Below are 24,339 nucleotides of genomic sequence, written 5' to 3' on the forward strand. Positions count from 1 at the left end.
CCAGTTAAGGCGATAGCTGGTCAGCTACCTGAAGGGGAGGGCACGAAGCCCCCGTGCTTCAGCCGGGGGTGCTGACCATCAATCTGTCCTCCCGATCAACTCAACAACTCAAATCAGAAACCCGCCTAAACAGTCTTCTTGACCCGAGTCGTCTGGTCGCCCACTTTCTGGAAGTTGCCCCACTCGACTTGTTCTTCGAGGTCGGCTTCCACCCCGGCGAACACATCCCGGAAGATCGTCCGGGACCCGTGCCAAATGTGGCCGAAGAAGAACAGCAGCGCGAAGCAAGCGTGGCCGAAGGTAAACCAACCGCGAGTGCTGGTGCGGAATACCCCGTCCGAGCCGAGGGTTTCCCGGTCAAACTCGAAGGGCTCGCCCTGTTGGGCCAAACGGGCGTATTTCTTCACGGACGGCGCGTCGGTGAAGGTTTGGCCGTTGAGGTCGCCGCCGTAGAACGAGACGGTGACGCCGGTTTGCTCGAAGCTGTAACGAGATTCGGAACGGCGGAAGGGGATGTCGGCGCGAATCACGCCTTCGGAGTCGGTGAGCACCACCGGGAAGGTTTCAAAGAAGTTGGGAAGGCGGCGGACACTCAGCACGCGACCTTCCGCATCTTTGAAGACGGGGTGGCCGAACCAACCCTGGGCGATGCCGTCCCCTTGGTTCATGGGGCCGACGCGGAACAGACCGCCTTTGGCGGGGCTGTTGCCGACGTAGTCGTAGAATGCGAGTTTTTCGGGAATCTTAGACCAGGCTTCTTCGGCGGTGTCTCCCTGAGCCAGGTTCGCCTGTACCCGACGCTCGATTTCCTGCTGGAAGTAGCCCTGGTCCCACTGGTAGCGGGTCGGGCCGAACAGTTCGATGGGAGTGGCCGCGGAGCCGTACCACATGGTGCCGGCCACGACGAAGGCCGCGAAGAAGACCGCGGCGATACTGCTGGAGAGTACCGTTTCGATATTCCCCATCCGCAGGGCTTTGTACAGGCGTTGGGGCGGCCGGACGGACAGGTGGAACAGGCCGGCGATGATGCCGACGATACCCGCCGCGATGTGGTGGGCCGCAATTCCCCCGGCGTCGAACGGGTTGAAGCCCTCCGGACCCCAGGATGGGGCGACCGGTTGGATACTTCCCGTCAGTCCGTAGGGGTCGGATACCCAAATCCCGGGTCCGAAGAGTCCGGTGACGTGGAAGGCCCCGAAGCCGAAGCAAAGCAGGCCGGACAGGAACAGGTGGATGCCGAACATTTTCGGCAAGTCGAGGGCGGGTTCGCCCGTGCGGGGGTCGGTGAACAGTTCCAGATCCCAGTAAACCCAGTGCCAGACGGCGGCCAGGAACAGGAGACCGGACAGGACGATGTGGGCGGCGGCAACGCCTTCAAAAGACCAGAAGCCAGGGTTGGTGGCGGTTTCGCCCGTCACGCTCCAGCCGCCCCAGGAGTCGGTGACGCCGAGGCGGGCCATGAAGGGCATGACAAACATCCCCTGACGCCACATCGGGTTCAAGACCGGGTCGGACGGATCGAAAACGGCTAGTTCGTACAGGGCCATTGACCCCGCCCAACCCGCCACGAGGGCAGTGTGCATCAAGTGTACAGAAATCAGCCGTCCCGGGTCATTCAGGACCACTGTGTGTACACGGTACCAGGGTAGTCCCATTGACTACGCTCCTCCTAGAATCAGTGAATTCAACTTCGGCGAACTACCCCCGGTTTCGCTGGGCTCGACCGGGGATTTCCGGTGTCGGGATGGCTCGAAGTCGGGGGCAAACCCCCCGCATCCGGAAACGACATCTCGACGAACCGATGGGGGCGTCCGGACCCCCAAGTGTTTGAAAGATTTGCCGGAAAGTCTCCGTCTGGAACAAGTTCAGTCGGGGATTTCCCGGCGGGAATGTTAAATTTTCTATGGACAGCTCCGCACCGCTACCCTAAAGTTGACAATTTGTCAACTCGGTTTGGGTTCAGACAGTTGACGGTTTTTTGGCGTACAAGAAAGCTATTAAAGAAGTGTATCGATTGTTAGAACCAATTGCAAGCGTTGGAGGGGAAGGTTGGAGACTTGAAACAGTCTGGAGACGTCGATCGCTGCGGGGTCGGCTCCGGGAGACGGGCGATCGCGTCCGTCCCGATTCTAATCTAAAGCAGGCGGCGGTAGGTCTGACATTCGGTGGAGGCAGTCCCAAGACGTTCGAGGACTTGTTCGGCCGTGATCAGTCGCGTGAGGACGACTTGGCCGATGCCGGTGGAGGGACGCCGATCGCTTTCGATGGGTTTGACTTCCACCATCAGCACCGCGTCCTCGACCCGGTAGAGCCACATTTTTTCCCGATCTTGGGAATTCCAAATGCACAGATCCATTTTTTGCAGGTCCGGCAACCGACGCCGGGTCGCCACGTCCCACAACCCGCCGACCCCCCAAATTCGCCCGATCGTCCATCCCTCCGTCAAAAAGAAGTATTTCACCGACTCTCGATCGCGTATTGAACAAAAAAGCAGTCTTCTAGATTACCGCAATTTGAACCGTGGCACAATCGGCGATCGGGAGAAGGGAGTCGGGGAAGTTTCTCAACTCGATGGGCTGTGCTATATCTTTGAGAGATTTCTCGTTTCTATCGATCGCCCATGCTGTTGAGTCGTTTCATTCCGGTTGGGGTTGGGGTTTGTGGCTGGCTGTTTTTGGCTGGCTGTGCAATCGCCGCATCGGGTTCCCCCGGGGAAGGCGTACCCGGTTCCTGCGACGAGATGAGTTGTGACGAACTGTTACAAACCCTGTCGGAAACCTGGCCGGAATTCGATCTCAGTTGCGAGGGCGATCGCATTTTGTCCCCGCAAGTGTACGAACACCGTCGGGGGGGACGGCGAGTTTTTCTATCTTGTTGGGATACGAAACTGTCCGACAACGGCGAACGGGATGGATCTCCGCTGATCACTTTGCCATTTCCGGGGGAGAGCGATCGCTTTCTGGCGGCTTGGCCGGACTCTCAACCCTACGCCGAAGAATTATTGAACGCCTACCCGGAAGAAATTCAAAAGATCCGATTTCAATGTGCCGCAGAAAGCGGAGATATCAATATTTTAGTTTTTGAAGACCGACAGGAAGCCGACCTGCAATGTTATTTCCAAGCCGGTGTCAGTTTAGTAGATACCGATGGGGATTATGTGTCTGACGGAGAGAACAGCCGGGGGGCATCGGTCGATCGCATTTTGGGAACGTTTCCACTGCCTTGATTATTTCCCCGAACACCGCTTGGGAATTGATTCCCAAGCTAATAGCACAAATCATCTAATATGAGATCCGGTTATTGATCCGATCCTGATAAATCCCCCTTTGAAAGGGGGACTTTGACTCCATTCTCCCCCCTTATTAATATCAAATCCGGTTATTGACCCGCCCCCCCTCGATCCCCCCCAGCCCCCCTTAAAAAGGGGGGAGCCGGAGATCCCCCCCAGCCCCCCTTAAAAAGGGGGGAGCCGGAGAGAGCTTTGATTGCTGGGTATTCAACCGGATTTGATATAAGGAGGACTTTCACTCCAATTCTCCTCCCTTATAAAGGGGAACTTTTACTCCAATTCTCCCCCCTTCCTCCCCCCTTTCTCCCCCCTTTCACCCCCCTTTCTCCCCCCTTTCTCCCCCCTTACAAAGGGGGGTTGGGGGGGATGGGGGCTGGGGGGGATATTCACTGTTCGCAAGGGGGATAATTTCAAACGTCCGTCGATTTTGTATTTAACCGGAATTGATATCAAAATGATTGAGGAGATTTTGCAGTCAAAAAAACGGCTCCGATATGTCATATTGCCCGATCGCATCAACTCGCGACCCGCTCCAAATCCCCCGTCGGAATCGAGGCGATCAGTTGGCGGGTGTAGTCGGTTTGGGGATTGCGGTAAATCTCCTCGGAAGGGCCGATTTCCTCGATTTTGCCCCGGTTCATAACCATGATGCGATCGCTCATAAATTTGACGACGCTCAAATCGTGGGAGATAAAAATGTAGGTCAATTGAAACTCGGTTTGCAGCTCTTTCAGGAGGTTCAAAACCTGAGCTTGGACGGAAACATCCAAAGCCGATACCGACTCGTCACAGATGATAAATTTGGGGTTCAGAGCCAGCGATCGCGCGATGCAGATCCGCTGCCGCTGTCCGCCGGAAAATTCGTGGGGGTAGCGCCGCATCCAGTCGGGATTCAACCCCACCCGTTCGAGGAGGTAAGCCGTGCGATCGCGCCGTTCTTTCTGATTTCCCACATTGTGAATCAGCATCGGTTCCATCACCGCCGCGCCGATATTGATGCGGGGGTCGAGGGAACTGAAGGGATCTTGAAACACGATCTGCATATCCCGCCGTATCCACTTCATTTTCTTTGCGAATTCGCGGCGGTTTTGAGACTGTTTCAAACGGTCGATCCAAGACAATTCGGAAGTATCGGTGGCGGTGATATCCTGCCCCTCAAAAACAACCTTGCCATCGTGGGGGGGGATGAGTTGCAAAAGCGCCCTCGACAGGGTACTTTTCCCGCATCCGGACTCGCCCACCAACCCCAACGTTTCGCCGGAATACACGTCGAAAGACACGTCATCGACCGCCATAAATAGGCGTTTCGTCCGGCCCAAAACGTCGGGAATTTTGAAGGCGACCCGCAGGTTTTCCACGGACAAAATGGGGGAGTCGGATTTCGGTTGGGGGACGCGAGAGGGCGGGGGAACGAGGGGTTCGGAGGTGATGGCCGCGTGGGGGAGGGCGCGAATTTCCTCCTCTCCGGTTTCCGTCGTCACCACTTCCATATAGTCGGAGATGGTGGGCAGTTGGGTTTTGGGGGTTTCCAGCGTCGGGCGGCAGGCCAGTAACCCCCGCGTGTAGGGGTGTCGGGGTTGGGTGAACAGGGACCGGATGTCGCCGGATTCGACAATTTTTCCCCGGTACATCACCGCCACGCTGTCGGCGATTTCGGCGATCACGCCCAAATCGTGGGTGATGAATATCATGGACATCCCGCGGCGATCGCGCAATTCCCGCAGCAGGTCCAAAATCGTCGCCTGTACGGTGACGTCCAAGGCGGTGGTGGGTTCGTCGGCGATCAATAAGGTGGGGTTGCAGGAAATCGCCATCGCGATCATCACCCGCTGGAGTTGGCCGCCGGAGAGTTCGTGGGGGTAGCGTTCGAGAAAGGCCCGTTTTTGTGCGTTGATGCGATCGCGGAGATCCCGGCGTTTTTTTCGGGAGTCGCGATCGCCCAGAGGCCCCGGGTCGTCCTCCTGGGGGTCGTCTTCCTCAACCTGCTGCATCAGTTCTTCGTCCCCCGGCAGCAGTTTCACCTCCTGCAACAAGTTCGCCGCCTTCCACAACGCCTGTCGGGCCGAAATGTCCTCGTGTTGCCGGATCGCTTCGGTGAGTTGAAACCCGATGGTATAGACGGGGTTGAGGGAGCTCATCGGTTCCTGGAAGATCATGGAAATTTGGCCGCCGCGAAATTTCTGCTTTTGTTCTTCCGGGAGTCCCCGCAACTCGATCGCTTCTCCCCGGGAGTCTTCGCCGTCGCCGTGTTGGGGTCGGAACCAAATTTCGCCGCCGATTGTCGCCGTCGCGGGGGGCAGCAACCCCATGATTGCCAGGGAGGTGACGGATTTTCCGGAACCGGATTCGCCGACGATGCCCAGGGTTTGGCCCGGTTTGACTTGAAAGGAGATATCATCGACGGCCCGCACGGTTCTCTCGTCGGTTCGGAACTCAACCCGGAGGTTTCTGACATCGAGGACAAGATCTTGCATGGACAACTGGCGATTCGGGTGATTGTCGCGTAAAGTATTGCAATTCTAGCAGATCGTCAGCGAACCGCAAAGTCATTATACTGCCGCATCCCAGGGCTGTGATAGGCGAGGAGGATATGGGTTTTGGGCAGGCCGATCCGCACCAATTCGTTGGCAAAACCGATTTCGGTTCCGTCGTCCAAAGAAAGAATGGCGACCCATTCTCTGTCTTTCCAAATTCAAGACGAATTCAATATGTGAAATCTTCCCAGATTAACCTTGTTTGACTGGGTTGGGTTTTAGAGTGCGATCGTGCCTTGACATTTTGGCAGCAGCAGTTGATCTGATGCATTGATCGCTAAATACCAGGCTGATGGTACGAAAATTTGGACTAAGTTATTGGGAACCAGTCGTTATGACACTGCCAATGCTCTGATTAGTGGCAGGACCCGATCGCCTTTTTCCCGGTTCTCCACCTTTCCCAAAGCGCCATGAATTGAGCGATCGCGACATCCCTAAATCGGCATTTATGCCTCTCAACCCCTCCCCGGCCCATTTCACCCTTCATTTTTCAAATTTTTAATCGCGATCGCCCGAGAAACCGGGTTGAGCGGCAGCATCTTTGGTTTTCCACCCGAGGCTCGGATAGAAACCCGGTTTCTTGCTAACCTCAATTATCGATCCTTGAAAGTCTCGAAATTCGATCAATTTTCCAAGTAATCAACCGGAAAAATCAATCAAGTGCGATCGCCCCGCCAGTTGAAAGCAGTGGCTCCAAGGCGGGAATGGCGGCCGGACCCGGTTGGCGATGGCATCCCCAAACCCGGTGCCGACAGCCAAAACCCCAATTTGTTAAGAACTTTCAGCCAAACCGACTCCGGCGCACCCGTTGGGGTACAATAAATTGCCGATTGTTCAGCCCAGATGTGAAGAGGCTCCCATGATTTCCAGTAACGACTTTCGCACCGGTGTCACCATCGAATTAGACGGGGCAGTGTGGCGGGTGGTAGAATTCTTACACGTCAAGCCGGGTAAGGGTTCCGCCTTCGTCCGCACCAAGCTGAAAAGCGTGCAGACGGGTAACGTGATGGAACGGACGTTCCGGGCTGGGGAAACGGTTCCCCAGGCCAACCTAGAGAAGAAGACGATGCAGCATACCTACAAGGAAGCCGAGCAGTTCGTCTTTATGGACATGGAAACGTTTGAAGAAAACCGTCTCAACCCCGATCAGATCGGGAATGGGGTCAAGTACCTCAAGGAAGGGATGGAAGTGAACGTGATCACCTGGAACGGCCAAGTTCTGGAAGTGGAACTGCCCAACTCCGTCACCCTGGAAGTGACCGAAACCGATCCCGGCGTCAAAGGAGACACCGCAACGGGGGGGACGAAACCCGCCACGGTGGAAACGGGGGCGACGGTGATGGTTCCCCTGTTTATTTCGGTGGGCGAACGCATCCGCATCGATACCCGCAACGATTCATATCAGGGCCGAGAATAGGACATTCTGAAATGGGGGACGGAAGGGGACTGTATTTGTTGTTGAGGCGGCCATTTGCGATCGCATTTCCGACGGAAAATTGCGCCCGAAAAACTGACCGATGATGACACCCGGATTCCCGTTGGGGTTCTCGCTCCTTCCCCGCAGTGGCGACCCGCCACCCGAGAAAACCGCGCTATTTGATAGGGAGATATACCGACCGTGCAACTAGATCTCACCCAGCTCCGAGAGCTGCTGGCTGACATCGATAAAACCAATATTTCGGAACTGACCCTCAAGAGTACCGATTTTGAATTGACGGTACGCAAGGGCGGTTCCCTTGATCGCCCGCTGTCCTCTGTCGATGTCGCCCTCACGGGGAGAGGTCTGGGTACGGATTGGGTGTCGTCATCTCCCCCGGTTCCCGCCGGCGGCGATCGCACCTCCCAACCGATCGCTACCGGACCCGCACAAGCCCCGGCTCCGGCCCCGACTCCCCCCAGCCCCGATCCCAAGTGGGTGGAGGTGACATCTCCGATGGTGGGGACGTTTTACCGGTCGCCGGCCCCGGACGAGCCCCCCTTTGTCAGCGAGGGCGATCGCATCGCCTGCGGCCAGACGGTCTGCATTATCGAGGCCATGAAATTGATGAACGAAATCGAAGCCGAGGTATCCGGCCGCGTCGTGGAAGTTTTGATCGAAAATGGGGCGCCGGTGGAGTTCGGCCAACCCCTGATGCGGATCGACCCGGACTGACGCCCGATGGCTGATATTTAATAATAATTAATAATTAATAATTAATTATTAATTATTCAATATAGCCATCCCCAAAAAATCCCCCGATCGCGATCGACCGGGGGAAATTCGTCAAATTATAGAACAGCTTCAGGAAAACCGGACTTAGCTGCGATCGGTGGCCGCCACCGGCTCGAAACTCGGCACCACCAGCTCGTCATTTTGCTTGGTCAACTGGTTGTAGAGGCGCTCGGTATTGGGGAAATTCGCCGCCGGGAGGGTCGGGAAGCGACGGTAAGGCACCGTATCCTCTCCGAACACCTGGGCGTACTCCATGCTGTTCACCATCGCACCGATAAACGCCTTCAGACCCTGGGACGCCAAGATCTCGTTGTACTTGCGGATCTCCGCCTGATTCAGGGGAGCCCGGCCCAGGAAGTGCTTCGTCCCCAACTCGATCACCTTGGTGTTGGGATAGGGGGTGTAGAACTCCCGGATGTACAGGGAAGACGTTCCCAGGGCTTCGACGAACTCCTTGACGGTAATTTCGCCGTTGCCCAACTTGCTCTCCAGGGCGGTGAACTCCTTCTTCGTCACGTAGGGTTCGATATCCCGCTCGAAGATCTGGCGGTAGAGCGCCTGGATGACCGTCTGCAGCGCCACCTTATCATCGGTGTTGGTGAGCTTGAACACCTTGGACTGTTCGCGTCGCTTGTTGACCCCCTGCTTGATGCGGTTGTCGATTTCCAACTCGCCCTTCATCATGTCGGGCGTACCCAGTTCCACGAAGCGCGGCGTGGGTTCTTCCATCACCATCGGCATCTTCTCGGCCAGGGTGCCCACCCGCATGGAGCGCAGGGCCAGACCGCCCGGGGTCAGGTAGCGCTCGTAGGGAATGGTATCTTCCCCGAACGCCTCGTTGTACTCCTGGGAGTCGAGAATCGCGTCCACCAGGGCGTAGAAGCCCTTCTTAGAACACAAATCGAAATAGGCGTTCATCTCCTGGCGCCCGTAGGTGGGGCGTCCGAGCAGGCGGCGGTGAATGTATTCGATCGCCTTGCAGACGTAGAGGGAGGTCCAGTACATCTGCCGGAACACCTCGGACTTCGCCAGGATGCGGATGAACTCCCGCAGGGTGATGTCACCGTTCTCCAGCTTGATCTCGGCCACCGTCTGGCGCTGACCGGAATAGAGTTCCCGGCCGAACACCTGCAGGTAAGCCGCGCGGATCACCTTCTGGGTGGAGCTTTCGGAAAACTTGACGCTGGCGCCGTTGCTGCCGCCCTTGTTGCTGAAGTTGCTGGCGACGTAACCGCCGGGGAGCTGGTCCAGCTTGAACACCTTCGGCCCCAAGGAGCCGGGATCTTTGGAACGGGCGCCGGGGTTGCTCAACTGGTTGTCGATTCCCGCCCCGTTGCGGATCAGAATCCGGCGAGTATCCTTGCCAAAGGGGGCCGGACGGTTTTTGGGATCGCGGGTTTCTTTCGGGAAGATCGCCCCGAACTGAATTTCGAGGGGATCGTTGCCCACGCCGTAGACGTGCTGGTCCCGCAGGGGCTGTTTGTAGTCCGCGAACAGGGTGACGAACTGCGGCACCTTGCGGAAGGGCGCGGAGTAGTTGAACAGGTCGATTTGGGGACCCCAGTTGCGGCACTCCTGGGCCTCCTGACCCAGACCCCGCAGATAGGGGACGGTTTCTTCGCCGAAGTAGTCCGCATACTCCTGGGAATCCACCATCGCGTCCACCAGGGCCCCCAGACCGCCGTTGGTGACGATCGCGAAATACTTGCTGAACTCCTCGGGGGAGCTGATCCCCCGCCCCAAGAAGTGGCGGGCCGCCAATTCCACCACCCGGGAGTTGACGAAGGGCTCGTAGAATTGTTTGCGGTACAGGGGAGATTTACCCACGCGGCGGATAAACTCCTTCATGGAAATTTCGCTATTTTTGACCTTGGACTCCAGGTCGGAAATGCTCTGGCTGTAGGCGCGGGTGATGTCCCGCTCGAACACCTGCCGGTAAGCCGCCTTGATGACGTCCTGTTTTTCGGAGGCCGACAGGCCCGGTTTCATGACGAACTTCTGACGACCTTCGGCCGCGTTGAAGTAGATCTGGGGCAGCTCCAGACCTTGCTGATCCGAGCTCTGGCGCTGTCTCAGCTTGTTGGAGGGGGTCGCCGCCTCAAATTCCGAGATCAGGACGTTGAAATACTGGAGGACGATTTCCTGGGCGTCCTTGTCGTTTTGGAAGTATCCCAGGGATGCCCGCCGCATCTCTTGCAGGGCCACCAGGGTCGCCGCGCTCGAACAGGCGTTTTCGATGATTTCCCGCAGTCCGCGCACGTTGACGGCGATGATATTGGGGTCTCCGGCTACGATCGCGTAGGTCGTATAGCGCAGGAACCAGCTCATGTCCCGCAGGGATTTGGTCATGTTCCCCGGGCCGTAGCGGGAAACGTTGATCGGCCGGAATCCCGGGGGCAGGAACACCGCGCCGCCACCTGAACCCCCATCGCTGAACAGGGACTTCAGACCGTCAAACAGGCCCCCTCCCCGGTTCTCGACGTAGGAAATCGTCCCCAGCTTCATGCCTTCGGCTACCTGCATATCCCCGGAACCGGCCGCGGCCACCGCCATTTCCGGTTCTTCGGGTTTTTCCAAGAACGCCAGGGGGGAGCCGCCGGTAAAGATCCGGTTGGCTGCCCGAGACACGATCAACTCTGCGTTTTGGGTGATAATTTGGGCGATCTCCAGACGTTTGGCACCCGAGCTGAAGTAGGTGGCCAAGTCACCCAGTTCGGTCTTTCCTAAGTAGCGGTCCTGTTGCTCGGCTTGGGAAATCGTTGCAACGGGAACCGTTCGATAAAGTTGCGGACGTGCAACTGAGCTTCCACCACTTGCCTTTACACTCATTCGATCTCTATCGCTCCCTATTCAGAATCGTTACTGCTTTGTACCGGATGGAGGTCGTTTCCTCAAGCCGCCAGGCGGGTCAGGCCCGATCGCCCGAGTCTTTTCTCCCGCCTCCCGGCTTGAGTTCTTAACCCAGTTAATCTTTCAAGGATTAAAATGTTTTCGGCTGTAACCCTTGCATTTGTTAAATTGCGTACCGACACTTATTGTATAGACTTAACAGAAGTTATCTGAGAAAAAAGAATAAGTTTTGTTACGCAACTCGGAGAGTCCGGCTTTCGGGCCGGCGATCGGTCATCGGTTCTGGGTCAGTCCGGACGCCGGACGCCAGTCCTCTGGCTCGATTTCTCTCGCGTCCTGCAACATCGTTACAGTCTGGTTGTTTTCATAATGGAAGAGATTAGCGCCGCCGTCAAACGGCTTTACGACATTTACCCCTTTCCCCCCGACCCCCTCTCGGACTCTCCGCCGCCGGGGTACAACTGGCGCTGGTCCTGGCCGGCCGCCCACGGGTTCTGCACGGGCCGCAAGCCCGAGAAAGCCGACATCCGCATTTTGGACGCCGGTTGCGGGACGGGTTCGAGTACGGAATACCTGATCCAACTCAACCCCGAAGCCCAGGTGTTGGGGATCGACCTCAGCGAGGGGGCGATCGCGACGGCCCAAGAACGCTGCCGGCGATCGCGGGTCTCCACCCCCGGAACCCCCGAACCCCAATTCCGCCGCCTCAGTCTCTACGACGTCGGCGAGTTGGAGGGGGAATTCGACCTGATCAACTGCGTCGGGGTACTCCACCACCTCCCGGACCCGGTGCGCGGCATCAAAAGTCTGGCCGGCAAGCTGGCACCGGGGGGACTGATCCACATTTTCGTCTACGCCGAGTTGGGCCGCTGGGAAATTCGCCTCATGCAAGAAGCGATCGCCCTGGTGCAAGATGAAAAACGGGGCGACTACGAAGACGGCGTGAAGGTGGGGCGACAGATCTTTGAGGCCCTCCCCGAAGACAACCGCCTCGTCCGCTACGAGTCGGAACGCTGGGCGATGGAAAATCAGCGGGACGAGTGTTTTGCCGATATGTACGTCCACCCCCAGGAAATCGACTACAATATCGACACCCTGTTCGATCTCATCGACGCCTCGGAGCTGGAATTTTTGGGTTTTTCCAACCCGGAATACTGGGATATCAACCGGTTGATCGGCAAATCCCCGGAGTTGATGGAACGGGTGGAGCAATTGAGCGATCGCCGCCGCTACCGCCTCACGGAGTTGCTAGACCCCCACCTGAGTCACTACGAATTTTTCCTCGGCCGTCCCCCCCTGCCGCGGGTGGACTGGTCCGACGATGCCATCCTCCTCGCTGCCACTCCCGAGTTGAGTCCCTGTTTGAACGGCTGGCCCGGTCAGACGGTGTTCGATTGCAATTACCGGCTGGTGACGCTATCGGATGAGGAGTTCGAGTTTCTGAAAGCCTGCGACAATAACCGCAGCGTGGCGGAGATTTTGGGGACGGTGAAGTTGGATTTGTCCGGGGTGCGATCGCTCTTATCCCGGCAGTTGATTTTATTGACTCCCGCGTGAAATTAATGAGTGCGATCGGCTTCAAGTTTCTTTGATGAGTGGGCAACCCTATAAGGTTGCCTCCACATTACTTTGATGAGTTTTGGGCAACCAGAGACGGTTGCCCCTACTGGCAAACCACTGATTTTGGAACAGGGAATCAGCAAAAAAAGAGATGGCGATGAAGTCAATTAAAAAGCAGATCGTTACCGATGAGTCTTTCCAACCCGTCGCAGTGATTATCGATAAAACGAGGGATAAGTCGTCCATTCAAACCGCAGCAAAACCCGTTTCACGGCGAACTTGAGGTTCGTGGAAAGCGAGAACGATGTCTGTTTTGGGAACCCCGGCGGCAACCAATTCGGTGGCGATGCCGTCTTCTGTCCAGTCTTCCTCGATCCAGAATTTCCCACCCCGCAGGCGAACGTAAACGGTCGCCCCGCTGAAGCGATCGCCGTTTTGCCAGCCGAGGGTCATCCACAGATAATGGCCGTTGGCTTCGTCGGCAATCAAAAAAGTTTCGATGTCGGGATCGGGGTTTTTGTTGCAGCGATCGATATGGCTGCCGAGGATGGTTTTGATAATTTGGGGATAATCTGTCAGTTGATCCATTCTGCGATCGTCTCCGTTTCTACATTGACAATAATTAAGGATCGAGTCTGGGCATACTTTAAATATAGAAAAATTTTGTGACATTTTAGTGTAAATGAGGACGACCTGGTGAATGGTGGCATCCAGAAGCGATCGCCGGTAACGAAGACGACGGCTAAGACTAATCCGGGGGGGTCTGGGGGACGACATCCTCACCGGGGACGATTTCACCGACGGCGAAGGGTCCGACACCTTCATCCTGGCCCCGGGAGAGGGCACGGACACCATCACGGACTTCGAGGTTGATATCGACTTCATCGGTCTGGCCGACAGCCTGGACTTCTCGGATATCAGCCAGTCCGTTTCCGGCGGAAAACTCACCCTGCGGACGGAGGATGACGAAGTGCTGGCGATCTTGAACGGCGTTTCCGAACCCCTGACGGCGGACGATTTCACCCTCCTTTAGGATCGGTTTTTCCGGCGGGCGATCGGCGTGCGATCGCTCGCCAAATATTGGGGATAAGTTGTCCATTCAAACCGCAGTCCAGTAGGGTACGTTCCCACTACAATTAACTGACCGTCTTTAAAAGTTCTATTTAAGCTTGCAACATTTCGCCCCGAGAAGTTTGCCACGTCGGGAATTGGGGCGATCGCAACTGTTCCGAATTTTAATTAATTATCCGTGAAACCACTGAGATTGGTGGCGGGGCTTGCCCATCAAATTTCAGTAAAAATACTAATTACTAAACAGGCAAATAAGAATAGGCTGGAAGTGGGGGTCAATATTCGCCAATGCGTCCGACCGCTGGAGACTGCGAACCCTTTCCCCGGAAATTATCCCTTGAGTGCATTACTATGAACAGCCACGATACTCCCAACTCCGATGGCTTCGAGGTCGTCAGGCAACTGTCGCTAGAGCAAATTTTTCGATCGCCGCTGCAACCCAGAGCCTATTTCTCCCCCAAGAAAATGCAAGAGATGATCGCCAGCATCCGGCAGAATGGCATCATCCACGCGATTACCGTCCGGCCCGCCGCGACAAACCGATATGAACTGGTGACGGGGGAGCGTCGATATCAGGCGGCTCAACAACTGGGATTCCGAACCATACCGGCGATTGTCAAGGAGATGAGCGATGCCGAGGCCCTGCAATATGCCCTGACGGAGAATTTGGAACGGGAGGAGTTGAACCCCGTGGAGGAAACGGAGGGGATTGTGCGGCTGTTGGAACTGAAGCTGGAAACTGACCGCCAGTCGGTCATTTCCATGATCTACAAAATCTGCAATCACAAAAGGAAACTTACGAATAACATTGTTCGTAAACAGGATAGGGATGTCATTTTCTCGGTGTTTGCGAGCGTCGGCAGTTTTTCGCTGGAGTCGTTTCGAGTCCACCGCCTGGGGGTTCTGAACCTGCCGGAAGAGGTTCTGGAGGCGATTCGGAAAGGTCGCATCGAGTACACGAAGGGGAAGGAATTGGGCAAGGTGAAAGACCCGGAATTGAGGCGATCGCTCCTGGAGGAGGCGATCGCACTGTCTCTGTCGGTGAAAAAAATCCGGCGGCGTATCAAGGCTCTCCAGGTGGCGACGAAGGAGGAGGAGTTGCAAACCCGGATCGAGGCGATTCCCAGGAAGGCGAAGAAGTTGAAGGTGTGGGATGACCCGGAGGTGGGGAAGCAGATCGAGGCTTTGTTGGTGGAGATGGAGCGGCTGTTGGATCGGACGGCTTGAGGGGTTGTGAAGTTTCCACGTTTTTGGGTGGGATGAAGCGATCGTTCCGGAGCCATTTTGAAGAAACAATTAAGGCAATCCGAGAAAATACGGATGGGGGGTAGACTACGGATGAGTTTCACTACAGGCAGTCGTTTATCCCTTTTATTCATTATTCAGAATTCCGATTTTTCGGCTCCTGTTTGATGACGGAAATTCCAATCAGATAGAGCAGTCTGAAGTGATTTGAAAATTGTCGGCGGTGAAACCCCAATTCTGGGGGCTTTGAGCCGATCAAAATTTCACGAATCATTTCACGCTTAGAGCGGGCGGAAATCATTCTGAATCCAGCCCCCAAACCCCCAATTCTGGGGGCTTTGAGTGGCTCTCAATTTCACGAATCATTTCCCGCTGCTATAGAGCCTTTTTAGAGGTTCCTCAATTTTGCGGTGGATTAATTTTCAATATCGTCCACCGTGGCTATCGGTTTTAATTCGGATTGATTTTGGGAGCGATCGCGCGATCGCCATCTTCCCCCACAGCAAACACAAAGTGAGGTTATCTTTACCATGACCAACCCGAAATTTAAACACCTGACCTTGGGTGTAATTGCCGTCACTGCCAGCCTGATTCCATTTCTCGCCGCGAAAACCGCCCATGCCGCCGTGCTCGTAGATGGCTGGTCTTACAGCATGGATTCGTTTGACGACAGTATGCGAGGCTCCAACGTCGGCGGCACGGATTATGAAATCTACGGCATGGCGATGAAGCAAACCGCCGACGAGGTGATTTTTGCCATCAACAGCAACCTGGGGATTGGAGGGATTGGCTCCGAATATGCCGAAGATGGTCATGTCGGGTGGGGCGATTTGCTCCTGAACTTTACCGGACAAAACCTGGACACGGCCAGCGCCACATCTCAACTGCTCGGAATTCGCTGGGCGGGTAACAACGATTCCGGCGCACCTCAACTGGGAGTGTACGAAAACGTTTCCGCCACAGACATCGCCAATCAAAATGGCTTGCTCCTGGACAATTTGCAGGAGTACAACGATTGGGTTCGAGATCATGGTAGCACCCCCAGCATCGGCGATTTGGCTGCCAACGACCCCTATTTCAACCCCAACCGCCACATTCAAAATGTCATCGCCGCCGGAACCCGAATTGGCGATGTCAACGTACTCGGAAATATGGGCAATTTGGGCGTGAACTTCGGACAATTTGGAGCCACGGGTACTCACACCCTCGGCTTTAGCATCGCCCGTTCTTTGCTGCCAGATGGTGCGTTCATTGCTCACCTTGCCCCCGAATGTGACAACGACGTGACCGCAATGTTAGCCGCGCTCTACCCCCCCGCACCCGAACCGCCCCAAGACGTACCCGAACCGGGAATGGCACTGTCCCTCCTCGGTTTGGGGGGACTTGTCGGCGCCTTCCGCCTCCGGCGCGGAAATTTGCAGTCGAAACTCGGTTAAATGAGCGATCGCCCGACTTGCAAACGACAAAACATCCGAGTCGGGCTGTTTTATTTTTGGAGTCAATTATCGTGAAAATATCTCAAATTTTGGGTGCGGTTTTATTCGGCACATTCGGTTTTGGTGTCGTCGCCCAAACCTCAGAAGCCGTGACGCTAACTCGCCTGTCTTCCGACAGTGAAATGAATGAGTGGCTCGGAGATATCGCATTCGTGGCGGAAGGGCGAATCGGCGATCGCGGCGGTTTTGCCACCCACGAACTCAACTTGCACGAATCCGATCCCGGCGATCCCCAGGTAACAGATCAATTCGACTGGCTTTCCGGCGTTCCAGAACCCTTTGAACTGGCCTACGATGCCGCCTCCAGTTTGGTTAATTTTACCGTCGGCGATCGCACCCTGACCCAAGCCTACGACAATCCATTTTCCGACTTCTTCCTCCGCACCCGCGCCACCCAAGCCGGGAGTTCCATGTTACTCGGAAATCTGCAACTTGATGGGGTCGCTCTCGACGGTGAATCCTACGCGATCGCGGATACCGGAGGATTGGATATCTTGCGAATTTCCGATGTCGCGGGCAGTTTTCAACTCCTCGGAGAATCGACCATGACTTGGCAAGAAACGCCCCCCGTCCAGTCCGAACTGGCATTTCAAATCAAAGTTTCAGAAGTGACGGGGACGGAACCGCCCCCATCCCGAGAAATTCCCGAACCGAGTTCGGTAGCCAGTTTGATCGTTTTCGGACTGCTGGGAATGAGTGTCCGCCGTCTATCTCCGCAGTAAATCAAAAGGCTTACAGAAATTGGCAAGGATTTCAACTTCAAGTCCCCCTTTTTAAGGGGGATTTAGGGGGATCGAACCATATCCGAACGGAGAGACAACTGCCATAATCATCCCGAATCATTACAGGATATAAATTTCGCCTTATTATTCAGTCAATCCGAGCAATAATTTCCAATGTTTTCAATTTACATCCTGACCTACAACGAAGAACTCGATATTGCCGACTGCATCGAATCCGCATCTTTGTCGGACGATATTATTATCGTGGATTCTTACAGCAGCGATCGCACCTTGGAAATCGCCCGCCGTCACCCCGTCCGCATCGCCCAAAATCCCTTTGAATCCCACGGAAAACAGCGAAACTGGATGCTCAATCATGTCGCCGCAAAACATGAATGGGTCTACATCCTCGAAGCCGACGAACGGATGACCCCGGAACTGTTTCGGGAATGTTTGCAAGCCATTCAACATCCCGAAATCGTCGGCTATTACGTCGCCGAAAAAGTGATGTTTCTGGGACAATGGATTCGCCGCAGCACCCAATATCCCCGCTATCAGATGCGCCTGTTCCGCCGGGACAAAGTTCGCTTCACCGACTACGGCCACGCGGAACGGGAAATCTGTGGCGGTGAAGTCGGATATTTAAAAGCAAGTTATCCCCATTACACTTGCAGCAAAGGATTGTCTCGCTGGCTGGAAAAACACAACCGCTATTCCACTGATGAAGCCGTCGAAACCATCTATCAATTATCGACTCAAAAAGTTGACTTTTGGAATTTATTTTTCGGTTCCTCGGAAGTGGAACGACGACGCGCCCTCAAAGATTTGTCATTGCGCCTGCCCTTTCGCCCCCTGATTCGCTTCCTTTATATGTATTTCATATTGGGAGGCATTTGGGACGGTCACGCCGGTTTCGCCTGGTGTACTTTACAAGCTTTCTACGAATACTTGATCGTGTTAAAAGTTCGGGAACTTCAAAAAACGGTTACAGTTGCCAAAGTGAGTCAAAAATGGGAGGCGATCGCCCCCCAAGTCGTGACTCGCAGCTTTTGAAATCGACGGGTCGGAGTACGAAACCCGGCTCGCGATAGTATATTGTCTGTCAAACTTACTTTAAAGCTTCATTGTCTCCGAAAAATCGCTGGGAAATCAATTCCCCGTCGGGGCGGGCCAGCGAACCGCCCCGACCAGCAAAAATCCTCGCTTTGTGGATTGCAAATGTCGATCGCACTATAGCAACTGCCAAGGCGGTGAGGACACCATTGCCAAAACCGAGTCCACGCTTGCGTGGACTTTTGCTATTAGCCTTGAAATTGATTTCAAGGCGGACTCAATTGGCCGATCGCTCCGAACCGTTTTGTCGATCGCAGGATTTTTCGGTGTTCTTCTGGATTTGGAGAGGATTGATTTTTCCGAAACTGACTGTCTTTAACAGTTCTATTTAAGGGGGCAACATTTCGCCCCGCAAAGTCCGCCTCGTATGAATTTGGGGCGATCGCGATCGCGGCGAAGTTAGATTAATTATCCGTGAAACTACCGAGAGGGGAGGCGGTGTTCACCCATCAAATTTCAGTGGAAATACGAATTCCTAAATAAGCGAATAAGAATCGGCTGGAAATAGGGTCAAACCGATCTGATGCGTCCGGCGACGGGGGGAATTCCCAAACGGAAGTTCGCCATCTGCAATCAGTCGCGATCGCCCGTTCGTATAAACTGCGTACCCAATGAGTCGTCATTCGCCGATTTTGCTTCCGACAAATTCCCCGGGGCTGGCCCGGGGAATTGGGAAACTTTTTTCCGCCCGTTTGCATAAAACTTGCGTTTTTAGCCGAGAAGTATTGTGAAGGCACTCACACCTCTCGGGAGGAACGGCAAATGAACTTAACAACCACAGCAATTTTATTGATGTCTCTGTCTACCTTAAATTCCACCCAACCTGCATTCCAGGGGGTTTCCACCATCTCGGCGACTCCCGAACTCCCGGCAATCCAGACCGCCAATAACGTCGATGACAACGATGATGATTGCGACATCGTGCCTCCCACCTAATCCGCGATCGCACGGGGGGATCGTCCGCCTTGAGGCATCCCCCCCACCCTCAATTTCGATCGCTTCCCAAGGAGAAGATTATGACCTGTCAAATGGAATGATATCTTCTTCCAGTTCGGTTTCTTCGATTCCGTCAACCCGTCGCTTTGCCTCGGTTTCCCATTGTTTGAATTCGGGATATTTCCAGGATTCATCTTTCAACTTCGTTTTCTCGCGACTGATATGGAGTCCCTCCCGCCAATAGTCCAAAGCCGTTTGTTCCTCCCCCGCCGCCTCCTTAACCTGTGCCAGGAGATAGTAGGCGGCGACGGAACTCGGTTCCAATGCGATCGCCTCTTTCAGTTGTTCTTCCGCCTCCGAATGGCGTCCTTGTGCAAAATAAGCCCAGCCCAGATTTTTTAAGAGTGCCGCCCGGATGGAGTCGATTTCCACTTCGTCCAGAATGGGGGAAATGGATGCGATCGCGGCTTCGCTGTTTCCGGCTAGAATCTCCAACCGCGCCAAATTACTCGCGGCTGAATATTTCCCTTTGGCTTGATAGTTTTTCGCCAAGTTGTAATGTTCTTTGGCTAAATCAATTTCTTGCAAATTGTCGTAAATCGACCCCAAGTTAAAATGGGCTGCTCCCAACTGGGGATGAAATTGAATCGCCCACAACCAATAGGACTTAGCGGTGATGTACTCCCCTTTCATGAATTTTCTGTAACCCATTTGATTGAACAGTCGCCCGATTTTTTGACCGACCGTTTTTTCCAAAAAATTCTGATTGTCGCGGATCTCAAAATCCTGAAATCCCACGGCTCTCAGGATGTCGGACTGGCCCACATCTGGGGAGTTCAAAATGTCAGCCATACCGGCCATCATTTTTTCGACCAAAAATTGCCGGAATGCCGGGTCGATATCGAATCTGATGCCATTGTGATGAGTCTTTTCCAGGAGCGATCGCCGCTCCAAAGATTGTGTCTCCCGACTCAAATAAATCGTTTCTGCCATGAGAATCGCCCGATTTAAAAGTGCCTTTTCTTCCGGTGCGAGCCGTTCAAATACCGGCCCGAACAACAGGTCGAGCCATTCCCCCATCCAGGCGAGTTTGTGAAACTTGCCGAAGAAATGCTCGTTATATTTGATAAATAAGTCGAGATCCCCCTCGAAGACATCTTGGGTTTTCTGACTCGCCAGCCGCAACAGCAGGGGATTTCCCCCACAATCCGCCACCAACTTATCTATTTTATCACATTGTGAATTATTGCCACCCAAAATTCCGGCTATCAGCTCCCGCCCCGCCGCCTCCGACAGGCCACCCAAAGGCAGAACCCGCACGGGCTGGAGGTTTCCGGCCATCAGCGACACCTCCAGTGGCAACTCTTGGGCGATCGCCACCAGGCAACTGCGATGGTTGAGTTCCCCCACCCGCCGCAGCAGTTCCCCGTAATCTTGATAGCCCTGCCGATAGCCGGCCAGTTGTCCCGGGACAAATAGATGTTCGATGTCGTCCAAAACCAGCAGGCAGCGGGAGGCGCAAAAACACTCGATCAACTGGGAAATTTGCTTTCCGGGGGTTTGGGAGGCGGGGGGCGAACCGGACAACTCTTCGATCGCCTCGGCCAAAAATTCCGCCGGGGGGGGCGCGTCCCGCAAACTCCGCCAAATGACGCGATCGAAGTCCGAGGGCAAGGCTTGCGCCAATTTCACGGCCAGGGCCGTTTTGCCGATTTTCCCGGTTCCCGCCAGGGCCACGAGTCGGGTGCGATCGCTCACAATCCAATCCCGCAACCGGGCCAGTTCCTCCTCGCGACCGTAAAACGCCGGGACGTCGGGCACCTGTCCCTCAATTGGGGCGGGCGACATCCGAAAATCGACCCCCATCCGGTTGGGTCCGTGAGACTCGTAGCGTTCGAGGAGTCGATGTTTCAATTCCGTCAGTTTCCCCGGCCCGTCCCCGGGGATCTGAAATTTTTTGTAGACTTCGCCCAACCGCTTGCGGACGGCGACCCCACTCAGGCCGAGTTCGATGCCGATGTCGGCCGTGGAGTAGCCCTGCAAAGCCAGTTGCAGCGTTTTCAGTTCCGCCGCCGAGACCCGGTGGGCGATCGCGATCCGGCTGACAAATTCCGTAGGTATGAGTTCGTTCAAGGCTCGAAAACTTTTTGTAACATCTCGTTAATTTTAACAAAAATTTTACATCAAGTGAGTTGACGTGAGATGCGATCGCCCTCCTCGAAGGGGACGATTACGCCATCAACAATGGCAATCCCCGCATTTTTTACGCCAACCAGGGCAACGATACGGCGATCGGGGGCGCGGGAAGTGAAACCTTATTTGGCGGACAGAATAACGATTCCCTCAACGGAGATTCCGGCGACGATATCCTATTCGGAAATAAGGACAATGACGACCTGATCGGAGGCTTTGGGAATGATAGCCTGTACGGGGGGCAAGGCAATGATGTGGTGGTCGGAGGGGGCGGAAATGATGTCGTATCGGGCGATCGCGATTTGGATACGCTGACGGGGGGAGACGGCGCCGACGAATTCCTCCTCGCCTCCTCCGGGAGCGATCGCGATGTCATTACCGACTTTCAACCGGGCATCGACAAACTACGCGCCCCCAGCGGAGTGACGAGGGTAGAAATTCAAGACTCGGGCTCGTCAATTCTGATTTTGAATAATGGCGGTGACACTTTAGCGACCCTCAATAATTTAGAATCGTCAGATATTTATGATGATGACTTTATTGGCGTTGTGGAAGTGGTTCGGAACGATATCGATCCTCCCACTCCTCCCGGCGGTCAAAATGAAGGAGCTGGTGGAGTCAATATTTACGATCGCTTTAACAAAAGTTTTATACTCCGTGAGTTAACGGTTGATATAGAGTGATATAACATGGTTTATGTGAGGCGCAGCCCGGACTTTATTCTCACAGGATGGGGGTTGAGGCGATCGCCTCCCAATTCATGACTCGTAGTTTTTGAAATCAATGAGTTTGATGGCGGGGGTGGTGTCGGGTTTCGGGTCTCCACCCGACCGACAATAAACATCACGCGATGTCCTCTTCTTCCTGTTCCCCCAAATACACCTCGATCACCCTCGGATCGTTTTGAATCTCATCCATATTGCCCTCACACAACACCGAACCCTGATGCAAAACCGTCACTTTTCGGGCGATCTGCCGCACGAATTCCATGTCGTGTTCGATGACGATGATCGAGTGACTTTCCGCCAACGCCAACAGCAAATTACCCACATTTTCCGTCTCCTCGTCCGTGAGTCCGGCGACGGGTTCATCGACTAACAATAAATCGGGGGACTGGGCGACCAACATCCCGATTTCCAGGCGTTGCTTTTCGCCGTGGGAGAGAAATTCCGCCTGCAAATCTGCTTTCGCCCCCAAACCGATGGTTTCCAGCAGTCCCGCCACCGTCCGTTTCTCCCCGGAAACCGGGCGGCGAAATAGGGTGGGAAATACATTTTTATTGTGGTTGCAAACCAGATCTAAATTTTCCGCCACCGTCAAGTTGAGGTAAACTCGGGGCGTCTGGAACTTGCGGCCGATGCCGAGTCGGGCGATTTTGTATTCGGGAATATTCCGCAAATTGCGACCTTTAAAAAAGACCTTCCCTTCCGTGGGTTGAACTTTTCCGGTGATGGTATCCAAAAAGGTGGTTTTTCCCGCCCCGTTGGGGCCGATGATCACCCGCAATTCCCCCGCATCCATACTGAAATTGAGGTCGTTGAGGGCTTTGAATCCGTCAAAGCTGACGGTTACGTTGTCGATGTCTAAGATTTTTTCTGTCATTAGTTATAGAAAATATTCAAAGGTTTCTCTGATCCGGGCAACCGGAGTTTTTTTGCTCCGGGCGATCGCGGTTTTTTGGGAGTCCGGGCAACCGGAGTTTTTTTGATTCCGGCAACCGCAGACGGTTGCCCCCACGGGGTGCGGGAATATCGGCAACCAGAGATGTTCCCCTACACCCTACACCCTACACCCTACACCCTCATTTCACCCGTCCTTCGAGTTCTTCCCGTTCGAGTTGCAATTCGGGATCTTCTTCCAATTGGGGATAGGTGGAAACTTCGCGACGTAAACCGAATAGCGATCGCAAATATTCCCAGCCGTCCGTCCGCAACCAGCCGACAATTCCGTTGGGCAAAACGGTGACGACGATCAGGAATAATGCCCCTTGGAAGAATAGCCAAACTTCGGGAAATTGTTCGCTGAGGAGGGTTTGGGCAAACCGGACTAATAGGGTGCCCAATATCGCCCCGATCAGGGTTCCCCGGCCGCCGACGGCGACCCAAATCACCATTTCGATGGAGAAAGCGACCTCCATGAAACTGGGGGTGATGATGCCACTTTGGACGGCGTATAACGAACCGGAAATGCCCGCGATCGCCCCGGAAATTGCGAACACCAAAACTTTGAATCCGGTGGGATCGTAGCCGGAAAATCTCACCCGCGTCTCGTCATCCCGGATCGCCACCAGCAGCCGCCCGAACCGTCCACTCGTCAGCCAGCGACACAGTAAATAGGTCAGAATTAAGAATAAAATCGAGAATTCGTAAAAAGCCAACTGGGCGGTTTCCGAACCCGCCGAAACGCCGAAAATCATTTCGGTGTCGGTTTTGAGTCCGTTGGTTCCGTTGATGTATTTTTGCTGGCCGTTGAATAGGTTAAAAAATACCAACAATGCCGCCTGGGTGAGGATGGAAAAATAAACCCCTTTGATGCGGTTCCGAAAGACCAGATATCCCAGCAGTCCCGCCACGATCGCGGGGATGACAACGATCGCGGCTAAGGTAAACGGAAACGAATAAAACGGCTTCCAAAACCAGGGCAGTTGTTCCACGCCATACAGCATGAAAAATTCCGGTAGCTCTCCCTCCGGCAACTGCAATTTCAAATGCATGGCGAGGGCATATCCTCCCAGGGTGAAAAAGATGCCGTGCCCCAAACTCAAAAGCCCCGTATATCCCCAGATCAAATCGATGCCGAGGGCGACGATCGTTAAGGAGAGAAAACGGCCCAACAGTTTCAGGCGAAATGCGGGCAATATAAAAGGCATCACGACACCCAAAATAATGGCGATCGCCGCGATCGCGCCGATTTCAATCAGTCGCTTTTGTTTCTGCTGTTTCAGTTTCGCAACCTTGCTCATTTCATCCTGCATAAAACCAATCCCCTCAAAACAACTTCAACTCCACCTGTAGCACAGGCATCCTGCCTGTGAAACTTCAAATTCTCAGCACCGGCAGGATGCCCGTGCTACTTCGACCGAATTCTCAGCACCGGCAGGATGCCCGTGCTACTTCGA

At 54.7% G+C, this 24,339-nt stretch carries 20 protein-coding genes; 10 read left to right on the forward strand and 10 right to left on the reverse strand.

The genetic code is table 11. From position 1 onward, the window contains the following. Positions 1-125 precede the first annotated feature (125 nt). Positions 126-1,655 (reverse strand): photosystem II chlorophyll-binding protein CP47, encoded by a 1,530-nt coding sequence (psbB, locus tag LKE08_RS14320; RefSeq protein WP_324704916.1) that lies wholly within the window; start codon positions 1,653-1,655, stop codon positions 126-128. A gap of 479 nt (positions 1,656-2,134) precedes the next feature. Then, positions 2,135-2,461: a hypothetical protein gene (locus LKE08_RS14325; protein ID WP_324704917.1), complete on the reverse strand. Its 327-nt coding sequence runs from the start codon at positions 2,459-2,461 to the stop codon at positions 2,135-2,137. A 159-nt stretch (positions 2,462-2,620) separates the two neighbouring features. Between LKE08_RS14325 and LKE08_RS14330 the strand changes: the two genes are divergently transcribed. Further along, entirely contained in the window at positions 2,621-3,226 is a 606-nt protein-coding gene (locus LKE08_RS14330) for a hypothetical protein (RefSeq protein ID WP_324704918.1), read from the forward strand. Between the two features lie 578 nt (positions 3,227-3,804). On the opposite strand, the gene LKE08_RS14335 is transcribed toward LKE08_RS14330, so the two are convergent. Continuing rightward, positions 3,805-5,763, reverse strand: a complete 1,959-nt coding sequence (locus tag LKE08_RS14335; protein WP_324704919.1) for an ABC transporter ATP-binding protein — start codon at positions 5,761-5,763, stop codon at positions 3,805-3,807. Between the two features lie 56 nt (positions 5,764-5,819). After that, positions 5,820-5,945, reverse strand: coding sequence for an element excision factor XisI family protein (locus LKE08_RS14340; RefSeq protein ID WP_324704920.1), 126 nt, complete (start codon positions 5,943-5,945; stop codon positions 5,820-5,822). A gap of 737 nt (positions 5,946-6,682) precedes the next feature. Between LKE08_RS14340 and efp the strand changes: the two genes are divergently transcribed. Beyond that, positions 6,683-7,240, forward strand: coding sequence for an elongation factor P (gene efp, locus LKE08_RS14345; RefSeq protein WP_324704921.1), 558 nt, complete (start codon positions 6,683-6,685; stop codon positions 7,238-7,240). Between the two features lie 201 nt (positions 7,241-7,441). Continuing rightward, positions 7,442-7,975, forward strand: coding sequence for an acetyl-CoA carboxylase biotin carboxyl carrier protein (gene accB, locus LKE08_RS14350; RefSeq protein ID WP_324704922.1), 534 nt, complete (start codon positions 7,442-7,444; stop codon positions 7,973-7,975). 144 nt (positions 7,976-8,119) lie between these two features. Here the strand turns inward: accB and LKE08_RS14355 are convergent, their stop codons facing one another. Then, positions 8,120-10,864 (reverse strand): phycobilisome rod-core linker polypeptide, encoded by a 2,745-nt coding sequence (locus tag LKE08_RS14355; RefSeq protein ID WP_324704923.1) that lies wholly within the window; start codon positions 10,862-10,864, stop codon positions 8,120-8,122. Between the two features lie 390 nt (positions 10,865-11,254). Between LKE08_RS14355 and LKE08_RS14360 the strand changes: the two genes are divergently transcribed. Continuing rightward, positions 11,255-12,442 (forward strand): class I SAM-dependent methyltransferase, encoded by a 1,188-nt coding sequence (locus tag LKE08_RS14360; protein WP_324704924.1) that lies wholly within the window; start codon positions 11,255-11,257, stop codon positions 12,440-12,442. A 249-nt stretch (positions 12,443-12,691) separates the two neighbouring features. On the opposite strand, the gene LKE08_RS14365 is transcribed toward LKE08_RS14360, so the two are convergent. Together LKE08_RS14365 and LKE08_RS14370 are read right to left on the reverse strand one after the other, a co-directional pair. Further along, positions 12,692-13,033 (reverse strand): XisI protein, encoded by a 342-nt coding sequence (locus LKE08_RS14365; RefSeq protein ID WP_324704925.1) that lies wholly within the window; start codon positions 13,031-13,033, stop codon positions 12,692-12,694. 160 nt (positions 13,034-13,193) lie between these two features. Then, the gene (locus tag LKE08_RS14370) at positions 13,194-13,544 is read right to left on the reverse strand and encodes a hypothetical protein (protein WP_324704926.1); all 351 of its coding nucleotides are present in this window, start codon (positions 13,542-13,544) and stop codon (positions 13,194-13,196) included. Between the two features lie 323 nt (positions 13,545-13,867). Here LKE08_RS14370 and LKE08_RS14375 point away from each other — a divergent pair, with 323 nt between their 5' ends. From LKE08_RS14375 to LKE08_RS14395, 5 genes are all read left to right on the forward strand, one after another. Next, the gene (locus LKE08_RS14375) at positions 13,868-14,743 is read left to right on the forward strand and encodes a ParB/RepB/Spo0J family partition protein (RefSeq protein ID WP_324704927.1); all 876 of its coding nucleotides are present in this window, start codon (positions 13,868-13,870) and stop codon (positions 14,741-14,743) included. A 548-nt stretch (positions 14,744-15,291) separates the two neighbouring features. After that, positions 15,292-16,197 (forward strand): XDD3 family exosortase-dependent surface protein, encoded by a 906-nt coding sequence (locus LKE08_RS14380; RefSeq protein ID WP_324704928.1) that lies wholly within the window; start codon positions 15,292-15,294, stop codon positions 16,195-16,197. Positions 16,198-16,268: 71 nt separating this feature from the next. Further along, a complete protein-coding gene (locus LKE08_RS14385) occupies positions 16,269-16,979 on the forward strand; it encodes a choice-of-anchor W domain-containing protein (protein WP_324704929.1) in 711 nt (236 codons plus the stop codon). A 174-nt stretch (positions 16,980-17,153) separates the two neighbouring features. Beyond that, positions 17,154-18,032, forward strand: a complete 879-nt coding sequence (locus tag LKE08_RS14390; RefSeq protein ID WP_324704930.1) for a glycosyltransferase family 2 protein — start codon at positions 17,154-17,156, stop codon at positions 18,030-18,032. Positions 18,033-18,854: 822 nt separating this feature from the next. Next, positions 18,855-19,028 (forward strand): hypothetical protein, encoded by a 174-nt coding sequence (locus LKE08_RS14395; RefSeq protein ID WP_324704931.1) that lies wholly within the window; start codon positions 18,855-18,857, stop codon positions 19,026-19,028. 78 nt (positions 19,029-19,106) lie between these two features. On the opposite strand, the gene LKE08_RS14400 is transcribed toward LKE08_RS14395, so the two are convergent. Further along, positions 19,107-21,161 carry a tetratricopeptide repeat protein gene (locus tag LKE08_RS14400; RefSeq protein ID WP_324704932.1) on the reverse strand — a complete coding sequence of 685 codons (2,055 nt, stop codon included), beginning with the start codon at positions 21,159-21,161 and terminating at the stop codon, positions 19,107-19,109. 125 nt (positions 21,162-21,286) lie between these two features. Between LKE08_RS14400 and LKE08_RS14405 the strand changes: the two genes are divergently transcribed. Further along, on the forward strand, positions 21,287-21,904 hold the full coding sequence (locus tag LKE08_RS14405; protein ID WP_324704935.1) for a hypothetical protein: 618 nt from the start codon (positions 21,287-21,289) through the stop codon (positions 21,902-21,904). A gap of 160 nt (positions 21,905-22,064) precedes the next feature. On the opposite strand, the gene urtD is transcribed toward LKE08_RS14405, so the two are convergent. Together urtD and urtC are read right to left on the reverse strand one after the other, a co-directional pair. After that, positions 22,065-22,823 carry an urea ABC transporter ATP-binding protein UrtD gene (urtD, locus tag LKE08_RS14410; protein WP_324704933.1) on the reverse strand — a complete coding sequence of 253 codons (759 nt, stop codon included), beginning with the start codon at positions 22,821-22,823 and terminating at the stop codon, positions 22,065-22,067. A gap of 199 nt (positions 22,824-23,022) precedes the next feature. After that, a complete protein-coding gene (gene urtC / locus LKE08_RS14415; RefSeq protein ID WP_375341432.1) occupies positions 23,023-24,183 on the reverse strand; it encodes an urea ABC transporter permease subunit UrtC in 1,161 nt (386 codons plus the stop codon). Positions 24,184-24,339: the final 156 nt, after the last annotated feature.

Origin of the sequence: Lyngbya sp. CCY1209 (genome assembly GCF_035615495.1) — a bacterium.
Taxonomy (GTDB): Bacteria; Cyanobacteriota; Cyanobacteriia; order Cyanobacteriales; family Microcoleaceae; genus Limnospira.

What these genes read in the sequence shown, in the direction of transcription:
- psbB (WP_324704916.1), bottom strand. Translation starts at nt 1,655, where the DNA reads ATGGGACTACCCTGGTACCGTGTACACACAGTGGTCCTGAATGACCCG.
- LKE08_RS14355 (WP_324704923.1), bottom strand. Translation starts at nt 10,864, where the DNA reads ATGAGTGTAAAGGCAAGTGGTGGAAGCTCAGTTGCACGTCCGCAACTT.
- urtD (WP_324704933.1), bottom strand. Translation starts at nt 22,823, where the DNA reads ATGACAGAAAAAATCTTAGACATCGACAACGTAACCGTCAGCTTTGAC.
- LKE08_RS14380 (WP_324704928.1), top strand. Translation starts at nt 15,292, where the DNA reads ATGACCAACCCGAAATTTAAACACCTGACCTTGGGTGTAATTGCCGTC.
- LKE08_RS14335 (WP_324704919.1), bottom strand. Translation starts at nt 5,763, where the DNA reads ATGCAAGATCTTGTCCTCGATGTCAGAAACCTCCGGGTTGAGTTCCGA.
- LKE08_RS14395 (WP_324704931.1), top strand. Translation starts at nt 18,855, where the DNA reads ATGAACTTAACAACCACAGCAATTTTATTGATGTCTCTGTCTACCTTA.
- LKE08_RS14365 (WP_324704925.1), bottom strand. Translation starts at nt 13,033, where the DNA reads ATGGATCAACTGACAGATTATCCCCAAATTATCAAAACCATCCTCGGC.
- LKE08_RS14370 (WP_324704926.1), bottom strand. Translation starts at nt 13,544, where the DNA reads ATGGACAACTTATCCCCAATATTTGGCGAGCGATCGCACGCCGATCGC.
- LKE08_RS14375 (WP_324704927.1), top strand. Translation starts at nt 13,868, where the DNA reads ATGAACAGCCACGATACTCCCAACTCCGATGGCTTCGAGGTCGTCAGG.
- LKE08_RS14390 (WP_324704930.1), top strand. Translation starts at nt 17,154, where the DNA reads ATGTTTTCAATTTACATCCTGACCTACAACGAAGAACTCGATATTGCC.
- LKE08_RS14360 (WP_324704924.1), top strand. Translation starts at nt 11,255, where the DNA reads ATGGAAGAGATTAGCGCCGCCGTCAAACGGCTTTACGACATTTACCCC.
- LKE08_RS14330 (WP_324704918.1), top strand. Translation starts at nt 2,621, where the DNA reads ATGCTGTTGAGTCGTTTCATTCCGGTTGGGGTTGGGGTTTGTGGCTGG.
- urtC (WP_375341432.1), bottom strand. Translation starts at nt 24,183, where the DNA reads ATGAGCAAGGTTGCGAAACTGAAACAGCAGAAACAAAAGCGACTGATT.
- efp (WP_324704921.1), top strand. Translation starts at nt 6,683, where the DNA reads ATGATTTCCAGTAACGACTTTCGCACCGGTGTCACCATCGAATTAGAC.